Here is a 13,569-nt window from a genome sequence, read left to right on the forward strand (position 1 = left end):
TGGGGATGACATTGTCCAATCAGAAACTGGCGGATTATGACGCGTCACTGGCGGTGGCCATGGCTGAAGAAGTCAGCCGTCAGGAAATTCATATCGAGCTGATTGCTTCGGAAAACTATGCCAGCCGGGCGGTGATGGAAGCCCAGGGCTCCCAGCTGACCAACAAGTACGCTGAAGGCTACCCGGGCAAGCGCTACTACGGCGGCTGCGAACACGTTGATCAGGTTGAGGCGCTGGCGATCAAGCGCGCCTGTGACCTGTTCGAGGCAGATTACGCCAACGTGCAGCCACATTCGGGTGCCCAGGCCAACGCTGCCGTCTTCATGGCACTGGTATCGCCAGGCGACACCATCCTGGGTATGAGCCTGGCCCATGGTGGCCATCTGACCCATGGCGCGGCCCCCAATTTTTCCGGCAAGCACTACAATGCGCTCCAGTACGGTCTGGACACGCAAACGGGAGAAATTGATTACGTTGAGATGGAGCGGCTGGCACGTGAGCATAAGCCCAAACTGATCATTGCTGGCTTCTCCGCCTATTCCCGCGTGGTCGACTGGCGGCGTTTCCGCAATATCGCCGATGAAGTTGGCGCCTGGCTGCTGGTGGATATGGCGCATGTGGCCGGGCTGGTCGCTGCGGGTCTTTATCCCAGCCCCTTGCCCCATGCCCATGTGGTGACATCCACCACCCATAAGACCCTGCGCGGACCCAGGGGAGGCATCATCCTGTCTGCTCACCGGGATGAAAGCCTGCATAAGAAATTGAACGGTGCTGTTTTTCCTGGCCAGCAGGGTGGCCCGCTGATGCATGTGATTGCGGCCAAGGCAGTGGCCTTTCGCGAGGCAATGAGCCAGGAATTTGTGCGCTACCAGCAGCAGGTGATTGATAATGCCAAGGCCATGGCCGAGGTGTTTATGGAGCGCGGCTATGATGTCGTTTCCGGTGGTACGGATGATCACCTCTTTCTTGTCTCGCTGATTCGTCAGGGCATTACCGGCAAGGACGCTGACGCCGCGCTGGGGCGGGCGTGCATCACGGTCAACAAGAATTCCGTGCCCAATGATCCGCAAAGCCCCTTTGTCACGTCCGGGTTACGCATTGGCACGCCGGCCGTGACAACGCGTGGCTTCAACGCGCTGGAGTGTGCCGAACTGGCAGGCTGGATCTGCGATATTCTCGATGCGCTGGGATCAGAAGAAGGCAGTGACGGTATTGAAGCTGCAGTGCGCGAACAGGTGGCGGCGATCTGTTCGCGACATCCGGTGTATGCCGGGGCCGTCAGCCCGGCGCCTGCCATAGCGGACGCGCTGGCTGGGTAAGCTGAAAGGCAGTGGATATAGCAATGTAATGTGTATAGGCTTTCAATCAGTCATCCTGTAGTTTAATGATTATTAATTTTTAAACCGGTGCCTGATTGAAATGCCTCATTTGCCTGAGACTGATGATTCTCCTGCGTTGTCCAGCCGTCGCTTACGGCGGCGTGCCCTGGGGATATACACAGTGTCGCTGATCCTGATGGCGGCTATCCTGACCGGGCTTCTGCTTGATCAATACCAGCAGGAAATGCGTAATTCCAAGGAGCGCAATGCCTCTCGGGCCAGCCTGGTGGCTGAATGGATACAGACCACCTTTGCACTGAGTGACCATGGGTTGAAGGACATTGAGTTACTTCTGGGGCCACCGCTGAAAATATCTGTGGATGACACCTTTCTCCTCGAAACACTTCTGATGGCAAGGGCTGACAGCAGACCGCTGATCAGCGAAATATCGATTATCAATCGCCATGGTCGCGTACTGGCAAGTACCCGTTCGGTGTACCCACCCGGTTATGATCTGAGCCGTATGACGTTTTATCGCCACTTGAAAGAAGGCGCGGATACTGACTATGTCGGTCCTCTTTTCTGGTCAGCCTTTGATCGCGCTTATCGGGTAGTCCATGCTCGCGCGCTATTTGACAGTAGCAAGTCATTCAATGGTGCTGTGGTGGTTCAACTGATGCCAGAGGTATTTTCACAGGCCCTGCAGCATTTGAATACACGCCAGGGAGAAAGTATTGCGATCATGGATACGCAAGGGCGTTTGCTGGCCCGCCGCCCAGACGCCAAGTTTGAGCTGGGTATGGCAACCGCCAATAACCCTGAAGTGGCGGCTTTTCTGGAAAGCCATGACCAGCAGCGTGCCATGCGTTTTCATTCCCCGGTTGACGGTGAGGAACGCCTCTACTGGATGGAGCGTCTTGAAGGTCTGCCATTCAACGTGGTGGTGGGTGAGCGTACCGAGAACGTGTTGGCCGGCTGGAAACAGCGATTGTGGATATTGACCCTGATTGCCAGCATGATTGCCCTTCTGGGTGCCTGGGTGGTTCGCCATTACTGCAATCGTTTGTACCTGGCCGAGCAGTTGCGGCATCGGATTGAGGAGCGCGAGGAGGCCAAAGCTCAGGCGCAGATGCGCGAAGCGCGGCTGGAAGCGTTAGTACAGTCGATACAGGACATGATTTTCGTGTTTGATCAGTATGGCTGCTTTACCTATATCCACGCACTGGATGAAGATTGGTTACTGGAGGATAAACAAACGGTGCTGGGGCGGCATTATAGTGATGTCATGCCACCCGAGGTTACGGAAGCACTTAACAGTGTTTTCTATCGCGTGCAGCATAACCGCCAGGTTGAAGAGTTGGAATACTCGCTGCCTCGGGCCGAGGACGTGCGCCACTTCCATGCGGTACTTAGCCCGCTGGCAGATGCCGGTGGGGGGTTCAACGGTGTGCTGGCCGCGGTGCGAGATGTGACTGAATCACATCTCAAGGAAGCAGAGTTGCGTATTGCCGCCACTGCCTTCCAGACACACCTGGGTATTCTGATTACCGACAGGCAGGCAAGGATTATCAAGGTCAACGATACCTTCAGCCGGATTACCGGCTACCGTGAGGACGAAGTGCTGGGTGAGAACCCGCGAATGTTCAGCTCTGGACGCCACAGTGACGATTTCTATAAGTTTCTGTGGTCGAGCGTAGCGGAGAAAGGCAGTTGGGAAGGAGAAATCTGGAATCGGCGCAAGAACGGTCAGATATTTCCCGAGTGGCTGACCATCAGTGCCGTCAAGGACGGGCAGGGTAACCTGACCCACTATGTGGCAACCCTGAATGATATTACCGAGCGCAAGGCTGCCGAACAGGAAATCCATCAGCTGGCGTTTTTTGATCCATTGACCGGTCTTGCCAATCGTCGCCTGTTTATTGACCGTATGGAGGCCGTTCTCAAGACGCATGAGCGGCATAATAAACTGGGTGCCCTGCTGTTTATTGACCTGGATAATTTCAAGCAGGTCAACGATACCCTGGGTCATTACGCCGGTGACAAACTGCTCCAGAGCATGGCACTTGAGTTGGCCGCTGTCCTGCGTGACACCGATACCCTGGCGCGCCTGGGCGGCGACGAATTTGCGGTACTGATTGAAGGCCTGGGGGCCCACAGGGAGCAGACAGCAGAACTGGCAGAAAACATTGCACTCAAGCTGTTGATGGCGATCCGTCGTCCAATTGAGGTTGACGATGATACCGTTCTGGTCACCGGCAGCATTGGCATTACGCTGCTTGAAGGGGCTGATCATGACGTGGATATCTGTCTTCAACAGGCGGATATGGCGCTTTTTCAGGCCAAGGAAGCCGGGCGTGATACGCTGAGCTTCTTTGACCCGCAAATGCAGGCAGCGCTGCTTGCCCGAGCACGCCTGGAAAATGATATGCGTCTGGCGCTGGCCAACGAGCAGTGGACGCTGCTCTACCAGCCTCAGGTGGATGCCAATGGCATGCTCACCGGCGTTGAGGCTCTGCTACGCTGGCAGCATCCTGAACGGGGCATGGTCTCGCCCGGTGAGTTTATTCCCCTGCTGGAAAGTACTCGTCTGATCAATGAAGTAGGCGACTGGGTACTGGAAACGGCTTGCCGGCAGCTGGCCGAATGGCAGAAAAAACCGCAGACGGCAGGCTTGAGTATGGCGGTGAACATCAGCCCTGTGCAGTTCAGTGAAGACAGCTTTGTACCCAAGGTGAAGGCGATTCTGCGTCGTACCGGGGCGCCTGCTGATAAACTCAAACTGGAAGTGACCGAAACCCTGTTTGTGGACGTCAGCGATAACGCCCTGCGCAAGATGTCGCATTTACGACACCAGTGCGTACGCTTTTCATTGGATGACTTCGGCACCGGCTACTCATCATTGTCCTATCTGGCCCATCTGCCGCTGGATCAACTCAAGATCGACCAGAGCTTCGTGCGTGAACTGCTCAATAGCCGCGCCAACGCTGCCATAGTGGAAAGTATCATAGTGTTGGCCAAAAGCCTTGGTCTCAGCGTCATTGCCGAAGGAGTTGAAACCACAACACAGCGGGACTGGTTGAAGAAACATGGCTGCATAGCGTATCAGGGGTACCTGTTTGGGCGCCCCATGTCGACAGCAGAGATTGAAAAGATGATGTAACGGCTTGCAGGATCAAACGGCTGTGCTTTGGCCCTCCACCAAACACGCCTTGAGCTGGGTGGCTAACGCCTGTGTATCCAGGGCAACATCGTCAGGCAGGATGATTTCCAGGCGTGAATCCTGCCGCCAGGCGGTGGCGGCTAGCTGAAAGGCGCCGCCTGCCCGATTGAGCTGCTTCCAGCCGTCTGGCGTATGCACAACGCCCTTGATACGCGAAGCGGCAGGCAGCTGGGTCAATAGGGCACTGAACTGGTCAAGATCCAGTCGATCGGCCGGATGCCAGCGTAACCCCAGGCTGGTGTAGCCCAGAGAGGTACCCGTTTCCAGTTGGGGATTGCCCGGCGCAGGCGGCAGGTCAAAAAAGCCGCCTTCCAGCTGCGGCGGTACTGCACTGGGCTGATGGCTGCTGGGAATACTGGTTGCCAGCGCCTGATGGGGGCCACTATCCAGCAGCAGATGGATGGGCAATTCACCATGTACGGCTTCCTGCACCCATTTCCGCGCTGGCCATTGGCGATTGGCAAGCGAGTGGGCGCGGGCCAGCTGGTCGGCGTTGCTGTGTTCGCACTGGGTGATGGCAATCGCATCGGCCATGGCCAGCTGGTCCTTGAAGGTCTCATGCTCGCGGGCCTTGGGGTCATCCAGTCGGCGTGGGTCAAGGGTGGCGATGATATCGCGGATTTCCAGAGCATCTTCAAAGGCTTCGCTGCGTAAAAGGTCAATCAGGCCCGCCGGGTGGCCAAGGCCAGAGGGCTCAATAATCAACCGGTCGGGCCTGGAACGGGCCAGGAGGTTAACCAGCCCGGCCTGCAGCACAAAGGCTAGCTGGCAGCAAAGGCAGCCGCCGGGCAGGCCTTTGATCACCACGTCATCGCGCTGGTCGAACATGGCCTGATCAATGCCGATCTGACCAAACTCATTGACCAGAATGGCCCATGTTTCATCCACAGGCTTGTTCGAAATCAGGTTGTGGATAAGTGTTGTCTTGCCGCTACCCAGAAAGCCTGTGACGATATGCACCGGTATTGCCATGTCTAACCGCCTGTCATGTTCATGAAGCGCACGACCTGCACGTCGCCGTCTGTCGTAAAGTGGTGCCGCTCGGGTTTCAGCGGCAGGGCCTTGCGAATAGCGTCTTTGAGTGCCGGCATATCACCGGGATGGCGGCGCAGGACGGCGCGTAGATCCACCGAGTGCTCGTTACCCAGGCACAGCAGTAATCGGCCTTCTACCGTGACCCGCACCCGGTTGCAGCTGGAACAGAAATTGTGGCTGTGAGGCGAGATAAAACCAATCCGTGAGGCACTATCGCCCATTCTGAAATAGCGCGAGGGCCCGGCAGTGGTTTCCGTAGTCGGTACCAGAGGGTAGCGGTGCTCAATCAGTGCCTGAACTTCATCACTTGAGCAGTAGGTTTCATCGCGGCTATGGTCGGAGACATCGCCCAGCGGCATTTCCTCGATAAAGCTGATATCCACGCCTTCGCGGCGGGCAAATTCCACCAGGTCGAGTACTTCGTCGTCATTGCGCCCCTTGAGAATCACCGCATTGAGCTTGATACGCTCAAAGCCGGCTTCCTGAGCAGCATGCAGGCCGTCGATGACCTTGTCGAGATCTCCTGTGCGGGTGAGCTGCCTGAAACGTTCTGGGTCGAGGGAGTCCAGGCTGATGTTCAGACGTTTCATGCCGCCATCGCGCAGGCGCTTGGCGTGTTTGCGCAGGCTGGCGCCGTTGGTGGTCATGGTGAAATCGTTCAAACCGGGCAGGCTGCCGATCTCGTCTACCAGCTGCTCGATGCCGCGGCGTACCAGAGGCTCGCCACCGGTCAGGCGAATTTTCTCGACGCCCATCTCGGTAAAGGCGCGGGCAATCATGCCCATCTCTTCCAGGGTCAGTACCTGGGCGCGCGGCAGAAAGGTCATCTCCTCGCTCATGCAGTAAACACAGCGAAAGTCACAGCGGTCGGTGACCGACAGGCGCACATAGTTGACCCGGCGGCCAAAGTCATCAATCAGTTGTTCGGTCATACGGTTTTCTCCCCTGCCATTGGCATCAGCGGCTGCACTTTCAGAATGTCGCCGGAGGCGACACCTGTGCAGCTGTCAGGCAGTTCAATCAGGCAGTTGGCAGCGACCATGGAGCTCAGGATGCCAGACCCCTGGGCACCGGTGCTGCGTACGTGTAAGCGGCCATCCGCGGTGCTGTGAAATACGCCGCGCAAATAATCCGTGCGCCCCGCGCGGCTTGGCAGTGATTCATCAGCAATGGCATACAGGTAGTCCGGCGGTGAGGCAGGCTGACCTTGAAAGCGTCTGAGCAGCGGTATCACAAACTGCAGAAAGGTGACCATAACCGCCACGGGGTTGCCCGGCAATCCCACCAGAGGGGTACGCCTTTCGGTCAATAGACCGCACACCAGAGGCCGGCCAGGGCGAATGGCGACCCGCCAGAAGGCCAGCTGGCCAAGCGATTCAAGCGCGGCGCGGGTGAAATCTGCCTGGCCGACTGAAACACCACCGCTGGTCAGCACCAGATCAGCATGTGCGGCAGCGTCTTCAAGTGCTGCCTGAATCTGTGCCTGGTCATCCGGCAGGATACCCAGATCCATGACCTCGGCGCCCTGCTGCTGTAGCAGCCCCGCCAGGGTGAAGCGGTTGGCATCATAAATACCCGCAGCGGGGAGTCGCTCCCCCGGGGCGGTGACTTCGTTGCCGGTCGAAAATATGGCCACCCTTGGACGCCGCCAGACGTTGACGCTGTCAATCCCCAGAGATGCCGTCAGCCCCAATGAGGCGGCATCCAGGCGGATACCGGCAGGCAGGGCCACCTCACCCTGCTGGATATCTTCACCGGACTGGCGCACATTCTGGCCGTGGCGTACCCGCTCAGGCTGGAGCACAACAACATACTCGGCGTTTTCCTGAAGCTGCTCGCGCATGATGACGGTATCAGTACCGGCAGGCAGAGGAGCCCCGGTGGTAATACGCACACAGGCCCCCCTCGCGACCTGGCCGATAAACGGGTCACCGGCAAAGATACTGCCTGCAAGCGGCCAGTGGGTTTGCTGTGATTCTGTTTCTGATGCTTGCCCGGGCCAGGCCAGGGCAATGCCATCCATGGCCGCATTGGTATTCTGCGGCACATCGATCGGGGCATGAATGGCTTCCGCCAGACGGCGGCCATGGGCCTGCGCCAAGGCACATTTTTCTTTCCCTAGCGGTGCCTCTATCAAAGTGGCCAGTGCAGTGCGCGCCTGCTCCACGCTGAGCATCTGTTCACCCAGATCAAAGCAGGAAAGCGCGCCTGAGGAAAGCGTCGCGTGACTCATAGGGCACCTTGCTGAAACGATGACCGAACGTCCAGAGCGGCTTCCAGTCGGGATTTTTCCTCTGGCGTGTTCAGGTTGGCAAAGGCTTCCGGGCAGTCGCTGATATCAATCCGGCACCAGGAGTGGCGGGCATACCAACGGTCTATCTTGCGCTCGCCCGCCTGTAATGTACCCAGAAGATCATCCGCCAGATCAGTACATATCAATGCCACCACAGGGTGCATACGCTCACCGTCATCGGCTACACCTATGGCATGCAAGCCAATCCCTGCGACCATGCGCGCCACCAGGTCCATCGGCAGAGCCGGAGAATCGCAGGGGGCAATCAGCAACCAGGGCGTTTGCGCGGCGCGCAGGCCGCTGTAGATGCCCATCAGCGGCCCCTGAAAGCCAGCTTCAGCGTCTTCGATCACGCGGTCGCCATACTGGCGATAGATGTCAAGGTTGCGGTTGGCATTGATCAGCAGCTCAGCGGTCTGGCCGTAAAAGCGCTCGGCAACGTGGCGGATCAGCGGAGCCTCAGGCAGGCCAGGGGCGCTGAAGGTTTCAAGGCCCTTGTCACGCCCGCCCATTCGGCGGCCTTCGCCACCGGCGAGGATCATGGCGGTAAGGTCCTGCGTGGCAATCATGGCATCTGCTCCTGAGCGGTCAAGCGGCCTTTTTCCGGTTGTTTTTCAAGCTGCATGGCGTGTTGGGAACTGCGCGCCCGGGGAGGGCGCGGTGGCATGGCATCCAGGGTCAGGCGCTGGCCGGCATTAATGGCCTGGAACTGCTTGCCCTTGGCGCGGGCAACCAGCATGACCCCAAAACGTTCGGCCAGCTCAACGCCTTTCTGGGTCACGCCAGAGCGGGAAACCAGTATGCTGATCCCCATCTGGGCGACCTTGAGCACCATTTCCGAGGTCAAGCGCCCGGTGGTGTAAAAGATATCGGCAGAGGTACTCTCGGCTTCCTGTAGCCATTGGCGGCCCGCCAGGGTATCCACGGCGTTATGGCGCCCCACGTCCTCGACAAAATCGAGTACCTGAGCCTGATGGCAGAGGGCGCAGCCGTGCACGGCGCCGGCGCTTTTATAGGTCTCGTTGTAGCTGTTGAGGTTGTTGAGCAGCGCATAAAGCGTGGACTGGGCGAGTGCAGTGTCAGGCAGGGCGGTCAGCGCGGTCTGATCCAGCAGTTTGCCAAATACCGTGCCCTGGCCGCAGCCGGTGGTCACGGTACGCGTGCCCAGACGTTCTTCCAGGTCTTCTGGCAAGTGGCGGGTAATCACGACGGCCGCCTCCACGTCCCAGTCAACCTGAACTGCCACCAGGTCCTCGACGCAGCGCAGCAGCCCCTGATTACGCAAGTAGCCGACTACCAGGGCTTCGGGATCATCGCCAAGCGACATCAGGGTGACGATTTCCCGTTTGTTAAGATAAACCGTCAGGGCGCGCTCAGCGGCAATTGCCTGCTCGCGGGTATCGCCATATGCATCCACCACCTGAGCCAGGGTGGTAGCCGGAAGCCGGGCGTGGCTCAAAGCGATCTCAGGCATACGCCGCTCCTCGTTATACATGGATGGATTGTAGTGCAGTGCAGAGCTATTTCAGGTGCAATACTATTTTTATTTATAGTTGAGTAAAACTGTCAGCCTTAAACATTATTGACGATGATGGCGCTGAGCAGGCTTACTTGTCCAGCCCCTTTGAACATCACCTGCCAAGAGATGCCCAACCATGCATGATAATCAACGCCCGCTCAGCGTTACGCTGACAGAAGACACCAAAAAAATCGGCAGATTCAGCATTCGTCAATGGCATCTTGATCAGCTGACGTCAGGAGAGCGGGGCCCGCACGTGGTGTGGTTGCAGCTCAGCATGACGGAGCGAGCGGCGTACCGCTTCAACCTGAGGTCCGACACGCCGCAGCTGTTTGTGCGCGCCGGCTTCAGCGGCGACGTGCCTGCTCCCGAAGCTATCAGTGCCAGCCAGGAAGTGGCGGCGGGCTGGATGGACGGGGAGCAGCAGGTCTTTGAAGCGCCCATGCCGATGGCCATTCAGGTATGGATAGAAAGTTATCTGGCGCGCCACGGTGAGGCACCCGTTGAAGGACGCAAGAAAAAACGCAAGGGCGCCGGGCGGGCACGTGAACTGCCCACCTCCCGCCGTGGCGAGCAACCGGCCGGAAAAACGCCAGAAACGGGTCAGACAGATGGTGAGGAGTCAAGCCTATGAGCCGCTTTGAACGCTGGTCGCGGGCCAAGCGCGGCCTGCCGGTTGATGATGGATCTGCGCTGGAAGCGGATGCGTCTCCCGGCGAACCGTTATCCTCGTCAGTCGCGGAGGATGAAACTCTCAAGGATGAGGCGTCGAATGCTGACGAGCTGCCAGAAGAGGCTGTGTCTGAAGAAGTCCCCCCCGCACCGGGCAGTCTCGATCATACCCTGCCCGACCCGGAAACCCTCGATGCGGGCAGCGACTTCAGTGCTTTCATGTCCCCCGGGGTGAGCAGTACGTTGCGACGCAAGGCGCTTCGCCAGCTGTGGTCAACCGGTGATTATAATATTCGCGATGGACTCAATGATTACGATCAGGATTTCAAGGCGCAGCTGAAACCCATGGCGGCTGATATGGCCGATAAGGTTAGACAATGGTCTAAGAGAGTTGAAGACGCTCTGGAGGAGCCGCCAGCAGATGACGTGCCGGATACGCACCCGATAGAAGCGCGTGATCAAGTCGCGGAAGAAGACACAAACGCCACGCCAGGGGAGAATGCGAAGACACAGGAGGCGTCACCATCAAGGCAGCACGAGCATGACGAAAGAGGCAGTGAAGGTACACACGTCTAGCCAGTGACATCTTTGCGTTGAAGTATTCCATCAATGAGATTGGAAAACGCCTCGGTTTCGCCATAAACTTAACCCAAGATTAAGACTCGTCTCTATTGGACGAGACAAGGCAAGACGCTACCTAAAATTCAAAATTATTAAAAAATAACAATAAGAAAATATCTGACCGTGAGTACGCATGAATCAGCCAATCCCCCTGGCGTCTGTTGACGACCAGCGTAATAGTCTAGCCAAAGAGGCCGTGCGCCAGCGTGTCTCCTGGCCGGTAAATCTGACGCCAGCCAATGTGACCTATCACAGCAAAGGGCATGCGCTGGTGATGGGCAGTGAGCGTGAAGCCCGTCAGGCAGCCCGCCTGTTGATGACGGATGCCAACACCCCGGCAGGCCAGGGGCTGGCTTCTGTCACCCTGCTGTTTACTGCGGCGACTCAAGACGGCGCGCTGGATAGTGATCATGATCTGCTGGCGGCTACCCAGGCATTGACCGCTCAGGCCCTGACCCGGCATCAGGTCGAGCACCTGCAGATCAGTGGCTATCTGGGCGCTTTCAGTGTTCGTATTGCAGGTGAGGAGCCGCTGGATCTGGCGCGCGCCTTGATCCAGCGCGAGGCGTTCGACCTGATTCTTGATCTGACCCCGACGTCCTGCCTGCCGGTGGAACTTCCTCCACCGGGGTATATGCCCCTTGACTGGCAGGCTGAACAGGGGCGTCAGGAGACGCTGGCCGATTTTGCCGCGCTGACGGGAGAATTCGACAAGCCGCGCTATTTTCAGGTCAACTCCGATCTGTGTGCCCACTCTTCCAGCGGTAACACCGGCTGTACCCGCTGTCTGGATGTCTGCCCGGCGGATGCGATCAGCAGTCATCAGGGGCGTATCGAGTCGCGTATCGAGATCGATCCTTTCCTGTGCCAGGGCGTGGGCAGCTGTACCAGTGCCTGCCCCACCGGAGCGATTGAATTCCGTCTGCCGGAAACCCGCCGCCAGCAGGAAACCCTGAGCAGCTGGCTCGGCGCCTATCGCGAGGCGGGTGGCACTCATCCGGTACTGCGCTTTGTGACCCACGACACCCTGGCGGCTGAACATCAGGCGGATGACCAGACCGCTGGCCATGTGCTGGATATCCCGCTGGAAGAGCTGGGGTCGGCAGGCCACGACCAATGGTTGACCGGGCTGGCGGCAGGTGCCGCTGAAATTCGCATTCAATATCACCCTGACATGCCGGAACGGCTGAGCGCATTTCTGGACGCCCAATTGGCCCAGGCGCGTGCGCTACTGGCTTCGTTTGGGCTGGAGAGTGAACGCGTTCAGGCCCTCTCCCCGGATAATCATGCCGCGCGTGATGCCTTGCCCAAGAGGCTGCCGCTCACCGAGCAGTCGCTGACCCTGGCGGCACCTCAAAAGCGCGCGCGTTTCAATCAGGTGCTGGCGCGCCTGGCTGAGCTGGGTGAGCCCGCACCCGAGCGTCAGGCCGTGCCTGCCGGCGCACCTTATGGTGCCATCGCGGTAGATAGTGACGCCTGCACCCTGTGTATGGCGTGCGTGAGTAACTGCCCGACACCGGCGCTCAAGGCGGGCGGTGACCGTCCCGCCTTGAGTTTTCTGGAAGCCGACTGCGTGCAATGTGGGCTATGTGCTGACGCCTGCCCCGAGCAGGCGATTACCCTGATGCCCGGTTTTCTGGCGGCGCCTGAGCGCGAAACGCGCCAGACCTGCCATGAAGAGGCGGCGTTTGAATGTATCAACTGCGGCAAGCCGTTTGCCACGGTCAGCACCGTTGCCGCTATCAAGCAGAAGCTGGCGGATCATCCTTACTTTGCAGGTGAGGCCATGGCGCGCCTGGAAATGTGCGAGGACTGTCGGGTGAAAGACGTCTGGCAGAACATGGCCCGCGACCCTGATGCACAACTGAAGGTGTAATGCATGACCACCATGAGCACGACGTCGCAAATGACCCCTGATGCACCTCAACCGACGGTTGCGCTGAGTGAGGAAGATGCCCTGCGCGCGGATATCTATGGATTACTCGCCGGGCTGGTGCGTCAGGCCCCGGATGCTGAACTGCTTGACTGGCTGGGTGGGCTTGAAATCGACGCCGACGGCACCCCCTTGACCCAGGCCTGGCAAGCGCTGTCACAGGCCGCCGAGGCGGCCACCCCCGATACCCTTGAGCGCGCCCACTTTCGCCATCTGGTCGGCGTCATCCAGGGTGACATTACTCCTTATGCCTCCTGGTATCGTCAGGGTGAACTGATGGAAGCCGCCCTGGTAGAGCTGCGCCAGGATCTCAGGGCGCTGGGCTTTGAACGAACGACGCATACACCAGAGCCGGAAGATCATCTTGCGGCGCTGTGCGAAGTGATGGCGATGCTGGTCACGGATGCGGCCAAGCCTCGTCAGGCAGGTTTCTTTTTTCACCATCTTGCCCCCTGGGCGCCCCAGTGCTGGGGCGATCTGGCCAAGGTAGAAAGTGCCTTCTATGCGGCCCTGGGTGACCTGGGCCGCGCCTTTATGGAAAGCGAATCGGCTCGGCTGCAAGAAGCGGCCAGCCAGTCGGCGGTGCGTATCGTTTCGCCCGCCGAGTAAGACCGGACCCTATAAAAAAATATCAGGAATCGGCTGCATCAGCGCGTATTCGCCAGTGGCCGGCAACACCTGATCCGTGCAGAGAGGAGAGCCCCGATGTCCACATCAAGTCCCGTTAACCCCAAGGATGGCAGTGCCCCCAACCCGGAACGGCGCCGTTTCATGAAAACCGTGGGTTTAGGTACAGCGGCGGCCGGTGCCGCTGCTGCGGTCGGTCATGTGACCCTGGCTAATGCCGAGGAAACGCCTGCCCGTAGTGAAGCACCTTCGCTCAACTACCGTGAAACCGAGCATATTCGCGCCTTCTACGCGACCCTGCGTGATTAACCGGCCACCGCCAGGAGAACT

General features: G+C 58.7%; 12 protein-coding genes. 7 read left to right on the plus strand and 5 right to left on the minus strand.

Going from position 1 to position 13,569, the window contains the following annotated elements:
* Positions 1-5 precede the first annotated feature (5 nt).
* Positions 6-1,319 (plus strand): serine hydroxymethyltransferase, encoded by a 1,314-nt coding sequence (glyA, locus tag LL947_RS00585; protein ID WP_499833630.1) that lies wholly within the window; start codon positions 6-8, stop codon positions 1,317-1,319.
* Positions 1,320-1,419: 100 nt separating this feature from the next.
* Positions 1,420-4,479 carry a bifunctional diguanylate cyclase/phosphodiesterase gene (locus LL947_RS00590; RefSeq protein ID WP_499833631.1) on the plus strand — a complete coding sequence of 1,020 codons (3,060 nt, stop codon included), beginning with the start codon at positions 1,420-1,422 and terminating at the stop codon, positions 4,477-4,479.
* Between the two features lie 12 nt (positions 4,480-4,491).
* Here LL947_RS00590 and LL947_RS00595 read toward each other — a convergent pair whose 3' ends face one another.
* Genes LL947_RS00595 through LL947_RS00615 form a run of 5 tightly spaced genes read right to left on the minus strand, consistent with a single transcriptional unit; the run spans position 4,492 to position 9,341 of the window.
* Positions 4,492-5,511, minus strand: coding sequence for a CobW family GTP-binding protein (locus LL947_RS00595; protein WP_499833632.1), 1,020 nt, complete (start codon positions 5,509-5,511; stop codon positions 4,492-4,494).
* A gap of 2 nt (positions 5,512-5,513) precedes the next feature.
* Complete coding sequence (gene moaA / locus LL947_RS00600) at positions 5,514-6,506, minus strand: GTP 3',8-cyclase MoaA (protein ID WP_499833633.1); 993 nt, start codon at positions 6,504-6,506, stop codon at positions 5,514-5,516.
* Positions 6,503-7,807 (minus strand): molybdopterin molybdotransferase MoeA, encoded by a 1,305-nt coding sequence (moeA, locus tag LL947_RS00605; RefSeq protein WP_499833634.1) that lies wholly within the window; start codon positions 7,805-7,807, stop codon positions 6,503-6,505. The genes moaA and moeA overlap by 4 nt, the downstream gene beginning before the upstream one ends.
* The gene (mobA, locus tag LL947_RS00610; RefSeq protein ID WP_499833635.1) at positions 7,804-8,436 is read right to left on the minus strand and encodes a molybdenum cofactor guanylyltransferase MobA; all 633 of its coding nucleotides are present in this window, start codon (positions 8,434-8,436) and stop codon (positions 7,804-7,806) included. Before mobA ends, moeA begins: the two co-directional genes overlap by 4 nt.
* Complete coding sequence (locus LL947_RS00615; RefSeq protein ID WP_404415279.1) at positions 8,433-9,341, minus strand: formate dehydrogenase accessory sulfurtransferase FdhD; 909 nt, start codon at positions 9,339-9,341, stop codon at positions 8,433-8,435. The genes mobA and LL947_RS00615 overlap by 4 nt, the downstream gene beginning before the upstream one ends.
* 181 nt (positions 9,342-9,522) lie before the next feature.
* Between LL947_RS00615 and LL947_RS00620 the strand changes: the two genes are divergently transcribed.
* The 5 genes from LL947_RS00620 to LL947_RS00640 all read left to right on the plus strand — a co-directional run bounded on the left by LL947_RS00620 (position 9,523) and on the right by LL947_RS00640 (position 13,548).
* Complete coding sequence (locus LL947_RS00620; protein ID WP_499833636.1) at positions 9,523-10,020, plus strand: DUF3305 domain-containing protein; 498 nt, start codon at positions 9,523-9,525, stop codon at positions 10,018-10,020.
* Entirely contained in the window at positions 10,017-10,634 is a 618-nt protein-coding gene (locus tag LL947_RS00625; protein ID WP_499833637.1) for a DUF3306 domain-containing protein, read from the plus strand. Before LL947_RS00620 ends, LL947_RS00625 begins: the two co-directional genes overlap by 4 nt.
* A 178-nt stretch (positions 10,635-10,812) precedes the next feature.
* Positions 10,813-12,555, plus strand: coding sequence for a 4Fe-4S dicluster domain-containing protein (locus tag LL947_RS00630; RefSeq protein ID WP_499833638.1), 1,743 nt, complete (start codon positions 10,813-10,815; stop codon positions 12,553-12,555).
* Between the two features lie 3 nt (positions 12,556-12,558).
* The gene (locus LL947_RS00635; protein WP_290822735.1) at positions 12,559-13,221 is read left to right on the plus strand and encodes a TorD/DmsD family molecular chaperone; all 663 of its coding nucleotides are present in this window, start codon (positions 12,559-12,561) and stop codon (positions 13,219-13,221) included.
* A gap of 96 nt (positions 13,222-13,317) precedes the next feature.
* On the plus strand, positions 13,318-13,548 hold the full coding sequence (locus LL947_RS00640) for a twin-arginine translocation signal domain-containing protein (protein WP_290822737.1): 231 nt from the start codon (positions 13,318-13,320) through the stop codon (positions 13,546-13,548).
* Positions 13,549-13,569 lie beyond the last annotated feature (21 nt).

It is taken from the genome of Halomonas sp. BLK-85, assembly GCF_044792155.1.
GTDB lineage: Bacteria > Pseudomonadota > Gammaproteobacteria > Pseudomonadales > Halomonadaceae > Vreelandella.